The organism is Pseudomonas sp. PDM19 (assembly GCF_014852215.1).
In the GTDB taxonomy this organism is placed as follows: Bacteria; Pseudomonadota; Gammaproteobacteria; order Pseudomonadales; family Pseudomonadaceae; genus Pseudomonas.
Map to the genome: position 1 here is coordinate 338,235 of NZ_JACVBG010000003.1, position 16,291 is coordinate 354,525.

General features: G+C 63.0%; 12 protein-coding genes. 9 read left to right on the top strand and 3 right to left on the bottom strand.

Translation table 11 applies throughout. From position 1 onward, the window contains the following. Positions 1 to 33 precede the first annotated feature (33 nt). From cgtA to IB273_RS17600, 3 genes are all read left to right on the top strand, one after another. On the top strand, positions 34 to 1,254 hold the full coding sequence (gene cgtA / locus IB273_RS17590) for an Obg family GTPase CgtA (RefSeq protein WP_151189396.1): 1,221 nt from the start codon (positions 34 to 36) through the stop codon (positions 1,252 to 1,254). A gap of 61 nt (positions 1,255 to 1,315) precedes the next feature. After that, entirely contained in the window at positions 1,316 to 2,434 is a 1,119-nt protein-coding gene (proB, locus tag IB273_RS17595) for a glutamate 5-kinase (RefSeq protein WP_081517334.1), read from the top strand. Positions 2,435 to 2,445: 11 nt separating this feature from the next. After that, positions 2,446 to 2,901, top strand: a complete 456-nt coding sequence (locus IB273_RS17600) for a CreA family protein (protein WP_192224651.1) — start codon at positions 2,446 to 2,448, stop codon at positions 2,899 to 2,901. 126 nt (positions 2,902 to 3,027) lie between these two features. Here the strand turns inward: IB273_RS17600 and rpsT are convergent, their stop codons facing one another. Beyond that, positions 3,028 to 3,297 carry a 30S ribosomal protein S20 gene (gene rpsT / locus IB273_RS17605; protein WP_009617555.1) on the bottom strand — a complete coding sequence of 90 codons (270 nt, stop codon included), beginning with the start codon at positions 3,295 to 3,297 and terminating at the stop codon, positions 3,028 to 3,030. A gap of 253 nt (positions 3,298 to 3,550) precedes the next feature. Between rpsT and murJ the strand changes: the two genes are divergently transcribed. From murJ to ispH, 6 genes are all read left to right on the top strand, one after another. After that, the gene (gene murJ / locus IB273_RS17610) at positions 3,551 to 5,089 is read left to right on the top strand and encodes a murein biosynthesis integral membrane protein MurJ (RefSeq protein WP_192224652.1); all 1,539 of its coding nucleotides are present in this window, start codon (positions 3,551 to 3,553) and stop codon (positions 5,087 to 5,089) included. 106 nt (positions 5,090 to 5,195) lie between these two features. After that, a complete protein-coding gene (gene ribF, locus IB273_RS17615) occupies positions 5,196 to 6,134 on the top strand; it encodes a bifunctional riboflavin kinase/FAD synthetase (protein WP_081517337.1) in 939 nt (312 codons plus the stop codon). 21 nt (positions 6,135 to 6,155) lie between these two features. Further along, positions 6,156 to 8,990, top strand: a complete 2,835-nt coding sequence (gene ileS, locus IB273_RS17620; protein ID WP_192224653.1) for an isoleucine--tRNA ligase — start codon at positions 6,156 to 6,158, stop codon at positions 8,988 to 8,990. Continuing rightward, positions 8,983 to 9,492 carry a signal peptidase II gene (gene lspA / locus IB273_RS17625; protein ID WP_081517339.1) on the top strand — a complete coding sequence of 170 codons (510 nt, stop codon included), beginning with the start codon at positions 8,983 to 8,985 and terminating at the stop codon, positions 9,490 to 9,492. The genes ileS and lspA overlap by 8 nt, the downstream gene beginning before the upstream one ends. Next, positions 9,485 to 9,937 (top strand): FKBP-type peptidyl-prolyl cis-trans isomerase, encoded by a 453-nt coding sequence (gene fkpB / locus IB273_RS17630; RefSeq protein WP_192224654.1) that lies wholly within the window; start codon positions 9,485 to 9,487, stop codon positions 9,935 to 9,937. The genes lspA and fkpB overlap by 8 nt, the downstream gene beginning before the upstream one ends. A gap of 171 nt (positions 9,938 to 10,108) precedes the next feature. Then, positions 10,109 to 11,053, top strand: coding sequence for a 4-hydroxy-3-methylbut-2-enyl diphosphate reductase (ispH, locus tag IB273_RS17635; protein ID WP_192224655.1), 945 nt, complete (start codon positions 10,109 to 10,111; stop codon positions 11,051 to 11,053). Between the two features lie 48 nt (positions 11,054 to 11,101). Here the strand turns inward: ispH and IB273_RS17640 are convergent, their stop codons facing one another. Both IB273_RS17640 and IB273_RS17645 read right to left on the bottom strand, forming a co-directional pair. Next, positions 11,102 to 11,515, bottom strand: coding sequence for a type IV pilin protein (locus tag IB273_RS17640; protein ID WP_081517342.1), 414 nt, complete (start codon positions 11,513 to 11,515; stop codon positions 11,102 to 11,104). Positions 11,516 to 11,557: 42 nt separating this feature from the next. Beyond that, positions 11,558 to 16,279, bottom strand: coding sequence for a PilC/PilY family type IV pilus protein (locus tag IB273_RS17645; protein ID WP_192224656.1), 4,722 nt, complete (start codon positions 16,277 to 16,279; stop codon positions 11,558 to 11,560). Between the last annotated feature and the right edge of the window lie 12 nt (positions 16,280 to 16,291).

Genomic DNA, 16,291 nt, shown 5'->3' on the forward strand with positions numbered 1-16,291 from the left:
TTCAACCCGCAGGTGCTGCGGGAGGCGTTCGCAATGAAATTCGTCGACGAAGTATCCATCCACGTGAAAGCCGGTGACGGCGGCAACGGCCTCATGAGCTTCCGCCGCGAGAAGTTCATCGAGAAAGGCGGTCCCAACGGCGGTGACGGTGGTGACGGCGGCTCGGTGTACCTCGAGGCCGACGAGAACCTGAACACCCTGGTGGACTACCGCTACACCCGTCGTTTCGACGCCCAGCGTGGCGAGAACGGCGGCAGCAAGGACTGCACTGGCGCCAAGGGTGACGATCTCGTCCTGCCCGTGCCGGTCGGTACCACCATCATCGATGCCAACACTCAGGAAATCATCGGTGACCTGACCACTGCCGGTCAGCGCATCATGGTTGCCCAGGGCGGCTGGCACGGCCTGGGTAATACCCGCTTCAAGTCCAGCACCAACCGTGCGCCGCGCCAGACCACGCCGGGCAAGCCTGGTGATGCGCGTGACCTCAAGCTGGAGCTGAAGGTCCTGGCGGACGTCGGTCTGCTCGGTCTGCCGAACGCCGGCAAGAGCACCTTCATCCGTGCGGTGTCCGCCGCCAAGCCGAAGGTCGCCGACTATCCCTTCACCACCCTGGTGCCGAACCTGGGCGTGGTCAGTGTGGGGCGCTTCAAGAGCTTCGTGGTCGCCGACATTCCCGGCCTGATCGAGGGTGCCGCCGAAGGCGCCGGCCTGGGCATCCGCTTCCTCAAGCACCTGGCGCGTACCCGTCTGCTGCTGCACATCGTCGACATGGCGCCGCTGGATGAGAGTGATCCGGCCGATGCCGCGGAAACCATCGTCCACGAGCTGGAGAAATTCAGCCCGGCGCTGACCGAGCGTGATCGCTGGCTGGTGCTGAACAAGATGGACCAGATCCTCGAGCCTGAGGAGCAGGAGCGTCGCAAGCAGGCCGTGGTCGAGCGTCTGGGCTGGGAAGGTCCGGTCTATGTGATCTCCGCCCTGGAGCGTGAAGGCACCGAGAAGCTGAGCCAGGACATCATGAAGTACCTCGACGAGCGCACCTTGCGCATCGAGGAGGAGCCGGCCTATGGCGAAGCCCTGGCGGCCCTGGATCAGCGCATCGAAGACGAGGCTCGTGCCCGTCTGCAGGCTCTGGACGATGCTCGTGCACTGCGTCGCTCCGGTCTGAAGAATGTCGACGATGCGGATGACGATGATTTCGAGGATGACGAAGACGACGGCGATGGGCCGGAAATCTTCTACGTGCCTTGATCGGAACGGCGCCCGCCGGTCCGGATGAAACGTGTGAAGCCTGACTTCTAAGGTTGAGGGTATGCGTGAGAAGGTCACTGGCGCCAAGCGCTGGGTAGTCAAGATTGGCAGTGCGTTGCTGACCGCCGATGGTCGCGGTCTGGATCGTGATGCCATGGCGGTATGGGTCGAGCAGATGGTCGCGCTGCATTGCGCGGGCGTTGAGCTGGTTCTTGTGTCCTCGGGCGCCGTCGCGGCGGGCATGAGCCGCCTGGGTTGGGTTTCCCGACCTAGTGACATGCACGAGCTGCAGGCGGCCGCCGCGGTGGGGCAGATGGGCCTGGTCCAGGCCTGGGAGTCCAGCTTCGGCGTGCATGGCCTGCAGACCGCGCAGGTGCTGCTGACTCATGACGACCTGTCCGACCGCAAGCGCTACCTGAACGGGCGCAACACCCTGCGCACGCTGGTCGATCTCGGCGTGATCCCGGTGATCAACGAGAACGATACCGTCGTCACTGACGAGATCCGTTTCGGCGACAACGACACCCTGGCGGCGTTGGTGGCCAACCTGGTCGAGGCTGACCTGCTGGTGATCCTCACTGATCGCGACGGCATGTTCGACGCCGACCCGCGCAACAATCCCGATGCCGAGCTGATCTTCGAGGCTCGCGCTGATGATCCTGCCCTGGATGCGGTGGCTGGCGGTACAGGTGGTGCGCTGGGTCGTGGCGGTATGCAGACCAAGCTGCGCGCTGCCCGTCTGGCGGCGCGTTCCGGCGCGCACACCGTTATCGTTGGTGGTCGTATCGAGCGCGTGCTGGATCGCCTGCGTGTTGGTGAGCGGCTCGGCACGCTGCTGACTCCCGAGCAGAGCCGCAAGGCGGCGCGCAAGCAGTGGCTGGCGGGGCATCTGCAGATGCGCGGCACGCTGGTGCTGGACGATGGCGCAGTGAAGGCTCTGTCGCAGGATCACAAGAGCCTGTTGCCGGTCGGCGTGAAGGCCGTGCAGGGCAGCTTCCGTCGCGGAGAGATGGTGGTCTGTGTGGATCAGCAGGGTCGCGAAATTGCTCGCGGCCTGGCGAACTACAGCGCTCTCGAGGCGCAGAAGATCATCGGCCAGCCGACCGATGCCATCGAAGGCATGCTTGGTTATGTCGATGGTCCGGAACTGGTGCACCGCGACAACCTGGTGCTCGTCTGAGGAGATTCTTCATGCGCAAGGGATTGATGGCGGCGCTGATGCTGCTGCCGACGCTGGCCCGGGCCGACGTGGTCGGTGAGGTGTCCACCGTCTTCAAATGGGTCGGGCCGAACGACAAGATCGTCGTCGAGGCTTTCGATGACCCGAAGGTGCAGGGTGTCAGTTGCTACCTGTCTCGCGCCAAGACGGGTGGCGTGAAGGGTGGGCTGGGGTTGGCGGAGGATCGCGCCGAGGCGTCGATCTCCTGTCGTCAAGTCGGGCCGATCCGTTTTGCCGGCGAGTTGAAGGATGGCGAGGTGGTCTTCCAGCAGCGCACTTCGCTGGTATTCAAGACCATGCAGGTGGTGCGCTTCTTCGACAAGAAGCGCAATGCGCTGGTCTATCTGGTCTACAGCGACCGGGTGATCGAAGGTAGTCCGCAGAATGCGGTGACGGCGATTCCGATCATGCCGTGGCCTGAGAAGTAAGAAAGGGGCGGGTGACCGCCCTTTCTTTTTGCCTTTGCAAAAGTGAGCTTGTGGATAACGCTGTGCTGATCAAATCGCAGGCAATAAAAAACCGGCCCTGAGGCCGGTTTTTCAAGAACGGAACGCTTACGCGGTGGCCAGGGCCTTCACGTGGGCGTTCAGGCGGCTCTTGTGACGAGCGGCCTTGTTCTTGTGGATGATGCCTTTGTCGGCCATACGGTCGATGACCGGTACAGCAGCAACCAGAGCGGCCTGGGCCTTCGGCAGGTCCTTGGCGTCGACTGCTTTGACTACGTTCTTGATGTAGGTACGAACCATGGAACGCAGGCTGGCGTTGTGGCTGCGACGCTTCTCAGCCTGTTTGGCGCGTTTTTTGGCGGAAGGTGTGTTGGCCACCGTCGAGCTCCTCGAAAAAAACTTGGGATGTTGCGAATAAATTAAGGCCGCGAATAATGCCGTTGCATCAGGGCCTTGTCAAGGGTATGCGCGGCCTCCGACGAGTGGTGCGACGGGCGCACGCTGTCCGGCGGATGGGGTGATTTATTCGCCCCGCGGCCCTACACTGCTGCGCTTCGCCTGACGGTCGAGCAATCGCTCTAGGCCAGGGCTGCACCCTGCAGGGGCGGCCATTCTACCAGTTCTGGACGCTATGAACCTACTCAAGTCGCTGGCCGCGGTCAGCTCGATGACCATGATCTCGCGGGTGCTCGGCTTCGTGCGCGACACGATCGTCGCGCGCATGTTCGGTGCCGGCATGGCGACCGACGCTTTCTTCGTCGCCTTCAAACTGCCCAACCTGCTGCGCCGCATCTTCGCCGAGGGGGCGTTCTCCCAGGCCTTCGTGCCGATCCTGGCCGAGTACAAGACCCAGCAGGGGGAGGAGGCGACCCGCACCTTCATCGCCTATGTGTCCGGCCTGCTGACCCTGATCCTGGCGCTGGTCACCGCGCTGGGCATGCTCGCCGCGCCCTGGGTGATCTGGGTGACGGCGCCCGGCTTCGTCGATTCGCCGGAGAAGTTCGAACTCACCAGTGCCCTGCTGCGGGTGACCTTCCCTTATATCCTGCTGATCTCGCTGGCCTCCCTGGCGGGGGCGATCCTCAATACCTGGAACCGCTTCTCGGTGCCGGCCTTCGTGCCGACCCTGCTGAACGTCAGCATGATCCTCTTCGCGCTGTTCCTCACGCCGTACTTCGATCCGCCGATCATGGCGCTGGGCTGGGCGGTGCTGGCCGGCGGGCTGGCACAGCTGCTCTACCAGCTGCCGCACCTGAAGAAGATCGGCATGCTGGTGCTGCCGCGCATCAACCTGCGCGATTCCGGTGTCTGGCGCGTGCTCAAGCAGATGGGCCCGGCAATCCTCGGCGTCTCGGTCAGCCAGATTTCGCTGATCATCAATACCATCTTCGCTTCCTTCCTGGTTGCCGGTTCCGTGTCCTGGATGTATTACGCGGACCGCCTGATGGAGCTGCCGTCCGGCGTGCTCGGCGTGGCGCTGGGCACCATCCTGCTGCCGTCGCTGGCCAAGACCTACGCCAGCGACGACCGCCACGAGTATTCGCGGCTGATGGACTGGGGCCTGCGCCTGTGTTTCCTGCTGGTGCTGCCGTGCTCCCTGGCGCTGGCGGTGATCGCCGAGCCGCTGACCGTCGCGCTGTTCCAGTACGGCAAGTTCAGCGCCCATGACGCCCAGATGACCCAGCATGCGCTGATCGCCTACGCGGTCGGCCTGCTCGGCATCATCCTGGTGAAGGTACTGGCGCCGGGGTTCTATGCGCGGCAGAACATCAAGACGCCGGTGAAGATCGCGCTGTTTACCCTGGTGTCCACCCAATTGATGAACCTGGTGTTCATCGGCCCGCTCAAGCATGCGGGCCTGGCACTGGCGATCAGCCTGGCGGCCTGTCTGAACGCCGGCCTGCTGTTCTGGCAACTGCGCAAGCAGCAGTTGTTCGAGCCGCAGGCGGGCTGGGGCAAGTTCATCGCCAAATTAGTCGTAGCTGTACTGGTGATGTGTGCGGTGCTGATCGGCATGATGCACTTCATGCCGGCCTGGGATCAGGGCGGCATGCCGATTCGCCTGGTGCGCCTGGGCACGCTGGTGGTGGCCGGTGTGGTCGCCTATTTCGGTATGCTGGCGATCCTTGGCTTCCGCTTGCGGGACTTCTCCCGCCGCGCGGTGCTGTAACCTTCGCCGGGCAAAGCATTGCATCCGTTTGCGGCGACGGCATTTTGCCTGTCGCATGGCAACGGGTGCAGGTATAATCGACCACTTTCTGAGCAATACGCGCGCTATGCAGCTGCTTCGAGGCCTTCACAACCTGCGGCCCCTGTCCGGGGGCTGTGTCGCCACCATCGGTAACTTCGACGGCGTCCATCTCGGCCACCAGGCGATCCTGGGGCGTCTGCGCGAGCGGTCGCTGGAGCTGGGCGTGCCCAGCTGCGTGGTGATCTTCGAGCCGCAGCCGCGCGAGTACTTCGCTCCCGATGCCGCCCCGGTGCGCCTGACGCGCCTGCGCGAGAAGCTTGAACTGCTGCGCCAGTACGGCGTCGACTTCGTTCTCTGCCTGGCCTTCAACCGCCGTCTGCGCGAGTTGTCGGCCGCCGAGTTCGTCCGCCAGGTACTGGTCGAGGGCCTGCGGGTCCGCCATCTGGAAGTGGGTGACGATTTCCGCTTCGGCTGCGACCGCTCCGGCGACTTCGCCTTCCTGGTCAACGCCAGCGCGGAGCAGGGCTTCACCGTCGAGGCCGCGACCACCGTGGAAGTCGACGGCATGCGCGTGAGCAGCTCGCGTATCCGCAAGGACCTGGCCGATGGCGACCTGCACATGGTCGAGCGCCTGCTGGGGCGTCCGTACAGCCTGGGCGGCCGCGTGCTGCACGGGCAGAAGCTGGGTCGCACGCTGGGCTCGCCCACCGCGAACATCCAGCTCAAGCGCCGCAAGGCGCCGCTCAACGGCGTTTACCTGGTCAGCACGATGGTGGCTGGCCAGCGCCGCAACGGGGTTGCCAACATCGGCACCCGACCGTCTGTGAATGGCGACGGCCGGCCCCACCTGGAAGTGCATCTGCTGGATTTCGCTGGCGATCTCTACGGCCAGCATCTGGACATCACTTTCCACCAGAAGCTGCGTGATGAGCAGCGTTTCGCCTCGCTCGAGGCACTCAAGGCGGCCATCCTCGCCGACATCGCCGCCGCCCGGGCCTACTGGCTGGGCCAACCGCTTGATTGAAGATCCTGAACAGGCCCTGAGATGACCGATTACAAAGCCACTCTGAACCTTCCCGAAACCGACTTCCCGATGAAAGCCGGCCTGCCGCAGCGCGAGCCGCAGACCCTGAAGCTCTGGAACGACATTGGCCTGTACCAGAAGCTGCGGAAGATTGGCGAAGGTCGCCCGAAATTCATCCTGCACGATGGCCCGCCCTACGCCAACGGCAGCATCCACATCGGTCACGCGGTCAACAAGATCCTCAAGGACATCATCGTCCGTTCCAAGACCCTGGCCGGCTACGACGCCCCCTATGTGCCTGGCTGGGACTGCCATGGCCTGCCGATCGAGCACAAGGTCGAGACCACCCACGGCAAGAACCTGCCGGCGGACAAGACCCGCGAACTGTGCCGCGAATACGCCGCCGAGCAGATCGAGGGGCAGAAGGCCGACTTCATCCGTCTGGGCGTGCTGGGCGAATGGGACAATCCCTACAAGACCATGAACTTCTCCAACGAGGCCGGCGAAATCCGCGCGCTCGCCGAGATGGTCAAGCAAGGCTTCGTGTTCAAGGGCCTGAAGCCGGTGAACTGGTGCTTCGACTGCGGCTCGGCCCTGGCCGAGGCGGAAGTCGAGTACGCCGACAAGAAGTCCGACGCCATCGACGTCGCCTTCCCGGTGGAAGACGCTGACAAGCTGGCCGCCGCCTTCGGTCTGGCCAGCCTGCCCAAGCCGACTGCCATCGTCATCTGGACCACCACCCCCTGGACCATCCCGGCCAACCAGGCGCTGAACGTCCATCCCGAATTCACCTACGCACTGGTGGATGTCGGCGATCGCCTGCTGGTGCTGGCCGAGGAACTGGTCGAGTCGAGCCTGGCGCGCTACGGCCTGGAAGGCAAGGTCATCGCCACCGCCCAGGGCGAGGCGCTGGACCTGATCCGTTTCCGCCACCCGTTCTACGAGCGCTTCTCGCCGGTCTACCTGGCCGAGTATGTCGAGCTGGGCGCCGGCACCGGCGTGGTTCATTCCGCCCCGGCCTACGGCGAGGACGACTTCCGTACCTGCAAGCAGTACGGCATGAGCAACGACGACATCCTCAGCCCGGTGCAGAGCAATGGCGTCTATGTGGCCGACCTGCCGTTCTTCGGCGGCCAGTTCATCTGGAAGGCCAACCCGGCCATTGTCGCCAAGCTCGATGAAGTCGGCGCACTGCTCAAGCACGCCAGCATCAGTCACAGCTACATGCACTGCTGGCGCCACAAGACCCCGCTGATCTACCGCGCCACCGCGCAGTGGTTCGTCGGCATGGACAAGCAGCCGCAGACCGGTGCCACCCTGCGCGAGCGCGCGCTGGAGGCCATCACCCAGACCGAATTCGTGCCCACCTGGGGCCAGGCGCGCCTGCATGGCATGATCGCCGGCCGTCCGGACTGGTGCATCTCGCGTCAGCGCAACTGGGGCGTACCGATCCCGTTCTTCCTGCACAAGGCCACCGGTGAACTGCACCCGCGCACCGTCGAACTGATGGAAGCCGTCGCCCAGCGCGTCGAGAAGGAAGGCATCGAGGCCTGGTTCAAGCTCGACGCCGCCGAACTGCTGGGCGATGAAGCCGCGCAGTACGACAAGATCAACGACACCCTGGACGTCTGGTTCGACTCCGGCACCACCCACTGGCACGTGCTGCGCGGCTCCCATGCCGAGTTGGGCCATGCCAGCGGTCCGGCCGCCGACCTCTACCTGGAAGGCTCCGACCAGCACCGCGGCTGGTTCCACTCCTCGCTGCTGACCGGCTGCGCCATCGATGGCCACGCGCCGTACCGCCAGCTGCTGACCCACGGCTTCACCGTGGACGAGTCCGGGCGCAAGATGTCCAAGTCCCTGGGCAACACCGTGGTGCCGCAGACCGTGATCGACAGCATGGGCGCCGACATCCTGCGCCTGTGGGTCGCGTCCACCGACTACTCCGGCGAGATCGCCGTTTCCCAGCAGATCCTCCAGCGCAGCGCCGACGCCTATCGTCGTATCCGCAATACCACGCGCTTCCTGCTGTCCAACCTGTCCGGCTTCGACCCGGCCAAGGACCTGCTGCCCAACGACCAGCTGCTGGCCCTGGACCGCTGGGCCATCGACCGCGCGCTGCAGCTGCAGCGCGAGCTGGAAGAGGCCTACCGCGACTATCGCTTCTGGAACGTCTACTCCAAGGTGCACAACTTCTGCGTGCAGGAGCTGGGCGGCTTCTACCTGGACATCATCAAGGACCGCCAGTACACCACCCAGGCGGACAGCGTCGCCCGCCGTTCCTGCCAGACTGCGCTGTTCCACATCGCCGAGGCCCTGGTGCGCTGGATCGCGCCGATCATGGCCTTCACTGCCGAAGAGATCTGGAGCTTCATGCCGGGCGAGCGCGCCGAATCGGTGATGCTGAGCACCTGGTACGACGGTCTCTCCGAGCTGCCGGCCGACGCCGAGCTGGACCGCGCCTACTGGGATGAAATCATGGCTGCCAAGGCTGCCGTGAACAAGGAACTGGAGAACCTGCGTAGCGCCAAGACCATCGGCGGCAACCTGCAGGCCGAGATCACCCTCTACGCTGAAGACTCCCTGGCCAAGCGCCTGGAGAAACTGGGCAACGAGCTGCGCTTCGTGCTGATTACTTCCGCCGCCACCGTTGCGCCGCTGGCCGATGCACCGGCCGATGCGGTCGAGAGCGAGCTGCCGGGCCTGAAGCTGAAGGTGGTCAAGTCCGCCCATGCCAAGTGCGGCCGTTGCTGGCACTTCCGCGCCGACGTGGGCAGCCACGCCGCGCACCCGGAGCTGTGCGGTCGCTGCGTCGAGAACATCGATGGCGCGGGCGAGGTGCGTCACTATGCCTAACGCCGATCGCTTCGGCCGCCTGCCCTGGCTGTGGATCACCGTGGTAGTGTTCGTCCTGGATCAGGTCACCAAGGCCTTCTTCCAGTCTGAGCTGACCATGTACCAGCAGATCGTGGTCATTCCCGACCTGTTCAGCTGGACCCTGGCCTACAACACCGGCGCCGCGTTCAGCTTCCTGGCCGACAGCTCGGGCTGGCAGCGCTGGCTGTTCGCGCTGATCGCCATCGTGGTCAGTGTCGTGCTGGTGGTCTGGCTCAAGCGCTTGAAGCGCGGCGAGACCTGGCTGGCCATCGCCCTGGCCCTGGTGCTGGGCGGCGCGCTGGGCAACCTGTACGACCGCATGGTCCTGGGGCACGTGGTGGACTTCATCCTCGTGCACTGGCAGGACCGCTGGCGCTTCCCGGCCTTCAACCTGGCCGACAGCGCCATCACCGTCGGCGCCATCATGCTGGCGCTGGATATGTTCAAATCGAAGAATTCCGGAGAGACCGCCAATGGTTGATTCCTCTGACACCATTCAGCGCATCGGCGGCGACTCGAAGGTCACCCTGCATTTCGCCCTGAAGCTCGACGACGGCAACGTCGTCGACAGTACCTTCGACAAGCAGCCGGCCACTTTCAAGGTCGGCGACGGCAACCTGCTGCCGGGCTTCGAGCAGGCGCTGTTCGGCCTGAAGGCTGGCGACAAGCGTACCCTGAGCATCGAGCCGGAGCAGGGCTTCGGCCAGCCGAACCCGGCCAACGTGCAGGTGATGCCGCGCGACCAGTTCCAGGACATGGAACTGGCCGAGGGGCTGCTGGTGATCTTCAACGATGCCGCCAAGACCGAACTGCCGGGCGTCGTGAAAGAGTTCGACGAGCAGCACGTCACCATCGACTTCAACCATCCGCTGGCCGGTAAAACGCTGGCGTTTGAAGTGGATATTATCGACGTACAACCAGCCTGACCGCTGACCGGCTGCGCGTCGGCCATACGTCGTTGGAGACACTCGGGAAATTGCTCATTTGCTGGAGCAAACTCCGCATTTCCCGAGTATCTCCGCCTAGTCTGGCTCTAGCTCGCGCGGCCAGGATTCCCGATTAAGCTTCCGGGACGCCCACGTCCACCCGAGGCCACCATGCAAATCAAACTCGCCAATCCCCGCGGCTTCTGCGCCGGCGTCGACCGGGCGATCGAGATCGTCAACCGCGCCCTCGACGTCTTCGGCCCGCCGATCTATGTGCGCCATGAAGTCGTGCACAACAAGTTCGTGGTGGAGAACCTGCGCAACCGCGGCGCCGTGTTCGTCGAGGAGCTTGACCAGGTGCCGGACGACACCATCGTCATCTTCAGCGCCCACGGCGTTTCCCAGGCGGTACGCAAGGAAGCCGAGAACCGTGGCCTGAAAGTCTTCGATGCCACCTGCCCGTTGGTGACCAAGGTGCACCTGGAAGTCGTGCGCTACAGCCGCGACGGCCACGAATGCATCCTGATCGGCCACGAGGGCCATCCGGAAGTGGAAGGCACCATGGGCCAGTACGATGCCTCCAATGGCGGCACCATCTACCTGGTGGAAGACGAGGCAGACGTTGCCGCGCTGGAAGTGCGCAACCCCGAGGCGCTGCACTTCGTCACCCAGACAACCCTGTCGATGGACGACACTTCCAAGGTGATCGACGCCCTGCGTGCGAAATTCCCCGCGATCATGGGGCCGCGCAAGAACGACATTTGCTACGCCACCCAGAACCGCCAGGACGCGGTGAAGGAACTGGCCGACCAGTGCGACCTGGTGCTGGTGGTCGGCAGCCCGAACAGCTCCAACTCCAACCGCCTGCGCGAGCTGGCCGAGCGCATGGGCACCCCCGGCTACCTGATCGACGGTGCCGAGGACATGCAGAAGGAGTGGTTCGACGGCGTGCAGCGCATAGGCATCACTGCCGGCGCTTCGGCTCCGGAGGTGCTGGTGCGCGGCGTGATCCAGCAACTGCGTGACTGGGGTGCGGAGCCTGAAGTCGAGCTGGATGGGCGGGAAGAGAACATTACCTTCTCGATGCCCAAGGAGCTGCGGGTGAAGGCGATATAGATTTCGCGAGGATTAAAAAAGGTCGGCAATTGCCGACCTTTTTTGTTTTCAGATGCCGTTACAGGAGCCCCATTTGGTTGCCAACTCCCCGGTACCACCGCGGGCACCGGTCGAGCTGAGGGTAAGGGTGCCCTTGCTCCGCAGACGCCCCCCGGTGGTGGGCGTGGCGGTCAGGGTATAGCTGGTGGCATCCGACGCGGTGACTGCGATAGTCGCATCCTTGGCGGAGCCGTCTACGGGGCTGGACGCGTAGCCACCCAGGTTGGCGCCGGAATAGGTGTTGTTCTGCGCCCGGAATCGCTCCATCACATTGCCTGCACCTACCAGAACACTCTTGGCATTCTCGCAGGCCGCACGCCGGACATAGCCCTGGTAGCTCGGCAGGGCTATCGCAGTCAGGATGCCCACCACGATGACGGCCATCATCAGCTCGAGGAGGGTGAAGCCGGTTTGTCGTTTCATTACGAGATTTCCTTATGGCGGGTGTCGAGCACCCGCCTTGCATCAAGGATTGTTGGTGTCTATCCAGTAGGTTTTGCCCAGTGGCGGCATCGGGATCTTCTTGGGATCGATGGACGGGTCGGGCAGGACGTAGCAATCGTTGCCTGTGCAGTACAACTGCGGGTCGCCGGAAATACCTTCACTGTTGCTGTTGGTATAGCGATCAGAGTAAGTGCCGCTACCGCCAACTGGCACCGAAACCGGCGTGGCGTCCAGTAGCCGTACTCCGTAGGAGCGGTTGCGTCCGACCGACGCCTTGCATAGGGCGTTCGCCGAATTGGGCTCATAGGTGTTGAAGTACAGTTGCCCGCCTGCAGTGAGGGCACGCGACAGGACTTTCTCGCCACTGGCCTTCAAGGCGATATACCAGCCGCCGGAAGTAGACGCGAAGGCATCTGCCGCCGCCTGCTTGGCCGTGGCGTCCGTGCCCTGCACCAGGTTCTCGGTGGCGTTGTACAGGCTGCTTTCGGTCAAGGTGCCTTCGCTGGCAGTTGCTGCTGGCTTGACCAGAACGGAGGTGCGGAAAGCGTAGAAGCGATCCTGAATCACTTGGTTCAATGGATGCCCGCGGTAACCACTGCCGATATTGATGCTCAGTGCCGGGGTGCCTTTGACATTCAGCAGTGCGACGTCCGGCTCATGGTAGAAGCGCCGTGCAGCCGCGGCGGAGGTGCCGCCGATGCTGGCGAATACGCCATCATTGGAAGTGCCTGCGGGAGTGATGAGGTTGGCACCGCTCTGGCCGTTATTGATATAGAAGCGCCAGACCTGTCCGCCCATGTCGCCAACGAAGAACTGGTCGGCAAGGTGTTCCGAATCGCTGACCAGCGCTCCGCTGGCATCCTTCTGAATGTCGATGACGCGGACCGAGCTGGGCATGCTATAGCGCATCTTCGCCAGGGTGGCTGTGTGACCGGTAGCATTGCTTGCTGACCAGATCAGTCCGCCGGTACGGGCGTTGACGATGTAAATAGCGTTACCCTGAGTATCGACGGTATAGACGCTGTCGCCATTGTTGAGCGTGTCCTGGTTCGGGTCATAGCCGCCAGCAAAGATCAGGACATCGGTCAGTGTCCCGCCGACGTTGATACGGGTTTTCACCGGTGCTGACCACGTCTGCCCCAGTTTTGTGAAGCTGCCGGAGCCACCGTTGATCTGCCAGAGGAGCTTGGGATTAGCCTTGTCGGTGATGTCCATCGCGTAGATGTTCCGCCCCCCGCGGCCCATGGTGGCGTAGGCATAGACGAACTCGCCGTCGTTCAGTCCGCTGGTGGTGCGGGCTGTTGGGTCGCCATAGATCACCCCATTGTTGTTGGCGTCGTTGACCCAGACCGTCACGCTGCTGTCCATGCCATAGCGTCGCGGTTTCTGCGAAGTGGAACGGTCATCTGCGCGCAGGAGATCAATGTTGGGTAGCAGTGCCTCCGGTATGAAGCCGAACTGTTCTACGCCGCTCGAAGTATCGAACAACTGCACGAAGCCTTCGTTGGTGCCGACGATGGCGTACTGATCGGCATTGTCCTCGCCCGAGCTGGTGAGACATTGACCTGCACTGTTGTAACCCTTGCAGCCGTAAGTGAAGAGGCGAGGCGTGGAGTGGATCATGTCGCCAAGGGCGTTGCGGGCCGTCGTGCCGTTGCTGTCCAGGCCGCGGATGTAGTTGATCGCCTGATCCTTGAGGGTGGCGTTTCCTACCTCGAACATTGTGGTGGTGAGGTTGGTGTTGTTGGTCAGCAGCTTGTACGCATTGGCGTTCAGGTTCACTCCGCCGCTGGGGACCGCGCCGTAATAGGTAAACAGCTTGCGGTCCGCCGGTGCCTGCAGTTTGTGCGCTGCGCCACCTTTTGCGATGTCGTTACCGTCGCGCCCATTGTCCGGGTCAGGCCAGTAGCTCTGGGCGTTGCTCTTGAAGAAGCCGGTGTTGGGATCAATGGCTGCGGCCCCGTCGGCATCGACGATGGTAGCGACGCCATTTTCTGTCTTCAGGCGATAGCGTTTCAGGTTTCCAGGCCAGCGATCGGTTGCCGAGGGGCGGAAGAGGGCGAAGTACAGCTGGTCCTTGTTGTCCTGGCGGTTGAAGCTGTTCACCGGGGCGCTTGAGTTGACAAACGTGGTGTTGGTCGCCAGCGCCTCCTGGAGGATCGCATTGAAGGCTTTCGCCAGATCGCTGGCATTGTTGGCGGTGTAGCTCGTGCCGCCACCATTGTGGGCTAGATCGTCCAGGAAGGTCTGCGCCTGCTGGTTGGCCTGCAAGGCGAAGCCAATGGTGTGGGTGGTGACGAAGTTGTTGCCGTCGAAGTCGGTCTGGTCAGTGGTGGCCAACCAGCGTGTGAGTTCTCGCCCGCACAACTCATCGTCGTTCGAGTTGCCGCAGGACGTGCCGGTCATGTTGGCGATGCCGCGAGTTGCTGTCGTGGTATTGCCGTTGGCCTGGCCATCGGTCAGCAGCACCATGAAGGTCGCCTGACAGGCGCTGGTAATTGGGCTGGTGTTGGTGTTGTTGTGCTTGGTCGGCAGTTGGGTGAGATACCCGGCGGCCTCGTAAAGAGCTGGCACGAGTGGTGTACCGCCATCCGCAGTCATGTTCTGCACCAGGTCATTGGTGTAGTTGCGGATGGTGTAGCTGTTGCTTCCCAGACCGCCGGTCTGCAGCTTGATGTTCAGTTTGATGGCATCGGCCGGACTGTTTTCATAGGTGCGCAAGGTCAGGTTGCTGGTGCTGGGCTGGGTCAGGAAAACGCTCAGGGCGTTACCGTCGACCCAGTTGTTGCTAGTGGCGAAAACGCTCTGCAGGTTGGTCACCAACCCGGCTGCCTTACAGGTGACCGGAATACCGGGGCCAGTACTGGTAAAGGTGCAACTGGTGCCTGCGGTCTTGCTGCGCGAGCCCAGGTTGTTGTCTGCGGCGCTGAAGGCGGCCGAGTTGGCGCTGCGTTCGAAGCTCACGTTGACGGTGCCGGTGGTGCCCGCGGCAGAGTTGGGAGTCACGGTGATTCCCGCTTCCATGACCGTAGCGCCTGCCCTGACCGGAACCTTCTGGAAGCGCGCGCCAATGATGCTGTAGCTCACGCGATTGGCGGTGGTCTCCAGCGGCACCGAGGTTTCGGTGATGCTGACCTTGTTGGGGTTGTCCGAGCCGAACCAGCTGGTCGTCGGCAGATAGTACTGGCGACCGTCGTCCTTGGGGTCAAGCATGGACACATCGAGAATGGGGTTCAGGCAGCCGGTATCACCTCCGGTGTAGGTGACCTTGAGCACGGGCTGCAAACTGCTGCCGTCATCGTAGGAGTAGGCCACGCGATTGCCGTTGCCGGAGGTCGGGGTGAGGAAGAACGCCATGGCGTTGTTGCCACACCAACTGGAGTTGCTGACGACCGCCTGGACTTGCGCCCTGACTTCGGGGCCTTGCACATAGAGCGGCGGATTCTGCGTACGCCATTCGGGCGCGGCCCAGGATGCGGCGCTCGTTTTGGTGCGGGCAGTGAAGTCTTCCGTTGCCGTGAAGGTCGCAGCGTTGCCCGCATTCTGCGCGGTAACGTCAAAGGTTACCGGGCGGTCGTCGGACCCTGCGGGCACGAAGTCGATGCGAGCCGAAGTGATGTTTGCGCCCTGGGGGATGGCGACGGTCTGGAAGCGCAAGCCCGTGGTGCGGCTGTTGTCTTCGCTGCCGCTATAGGTGACGACAAGTTTGGGCGAGCTATTGGTGTCGCCGACGTTATAGGTGAAGTTATTGTTGTTGGTCGAGCGCAACCGCAGCGCGACGTCGGAGATCGGATTCTTCGCCGGTGCTACATCTTTGAGGGAATTCAGCAGCGCCGTGACGTCGAGGGAATGATCGAGTGTGGTACCGACCTTGACACTGTTCTTGGCAGTCGTCGCGGTGAAGATGCTGGAGTCGATCAGAGTGCTGTCGTTGAAGGCACCTGGCGTCTTTGCATTGACTGCCGAGATGTTGAACGCCCTGCTGGCTGTGTCCGTGGTAGTGGTGATGTAGAGCTTGGCGTCAGTGATGGTAACGCCTGCCGGGATGTTGAGGTTGCGGAACAGGAACAGCCCGTCATAGCGCAGGGTGCCTGACCCGCTACGCGCGTTGAGGGTGGTGGTGGGGCCGGAGCAGACGCTGCTGGAGGATGCCGCCTTGACCGAGCAGGTGTAGTTGCCCTGGATGTAATAGGAGGAATTGTTGTTCGAGTAGGTCGAGTCGACACTGAGGGATCGGGTGATACTTGCCGTGTTGGGGGCGGCGTTTCTGACATAGCCCATGACCAGCGAGTCGTCACTCAACTGGTTGCCGGTCGTGCCTGTCGTCTGCCGTGTCACGTCATCGGTGCCGCTGGCCAGCGAGGGGGTCGGCATCTTGGTGTTGATCGACTGCTCGATGTACTGCACGGGCGAAAGGATTCGCGAGTTGTTCGTGGTCTGGTTCAGGTCCATGACCCCGACGTTCACACCGGTGGTGCCGTTGAGAAGTGTCGCGAACGTTTCCTTCATGGTCGGCATGCGGGTCGCGCCGCCATTGCAGCGCGTACTGTCGCGGTCCAGGCAATAGGCCATGGAGCCAGAGTCATCGAGGATGAACAGTACGTTGGGGCGAATACCCTGGTCGATGGCGGAGCCGCCGAAAAAGATTTCGGTATCGTCGGCGTAGCTGGCACCGCCCTGGAACAGGGTGCCGAACAGCAACGAGGAGGCCAGGAGCGGGCGGATACGGGTTTTCTTGTGCATGGCGAATCCAGG

Bases quoted from the DNA above. Each gene is read 5' to 3' on its own strand.
- cgtA (WP_151189396.1), top strand. From the start codon at position 34: ATGAAATTCGTCGACGAAGTATCCATCCACGTGAAAGCCGGTGACGGC.
- proB (WP_081517334.1), top strand. From the start codon at position 1,316: ATGCGTGAGAAGGTCACTGGCGCCAAGCGCTGGGTAGTCAAGATTGGC.
- IB273_RS17600 (WP_192224651.1), top strand. From the start codon at position 2,446: ATGCGCAAGGGATTGATGGCGGCGCTGATGCTGCTGCCGACGCTGGCC.
- murJ (WP_192224652.1), top strand. From the start codon at position 3,551: ATGAACCTACTCAAGTCGCTGGCCGCGGTCAGCTCGATGACCATGATC.
- ribF (WP_081517337.1), top strand. From the start codon at position 5,196: ATGCAGCTGCTTCGAGGCCTTCACAACCTGCGGCCCCTGTCCGGGGGC.
- ileS (WP_192224653.1), top strand. From the start codon at position 6,156: ATGACCGATTACAAAGCCACTCTGAACCTTCCCGAAACCGACTTCCCG.
- lspA (WP_081517339.1), top strand. From the start codon at position 8,983: ATGCCTAACGCCGATCGCTTCGGCCGCCTGCCCTGGCTGTGGATCACC.
- fkpB (WP_192224654.1), top strand. From the start codon at position 9,485: ATGGTTGATTCCTCTGACACCATTCAGCGCATCGGCGGCGACTCGAAG.
- ispH (WP_192224655.1), top strand. From the start codon at position 10,109: ATGCAAATCAAACTCGCCAATCCCCGCGGCTTCTGCGCCGGCGTCGAC.
- IB273_RS17640 (WP_081517342.1), bottom strand. From the start codon at position 11,515: ATGAAACGACAAACCGGCTTCACCCTCCTCGAGCTGATGATGGCCGTC.
- IB273_RS17645 (WP_192224656.1), bottom strand. From the start codon at position 16,279: ATGCACAAGAAAACCCGTATCCGCCCGCTCCTGGCCTCCTCGTTGCTG.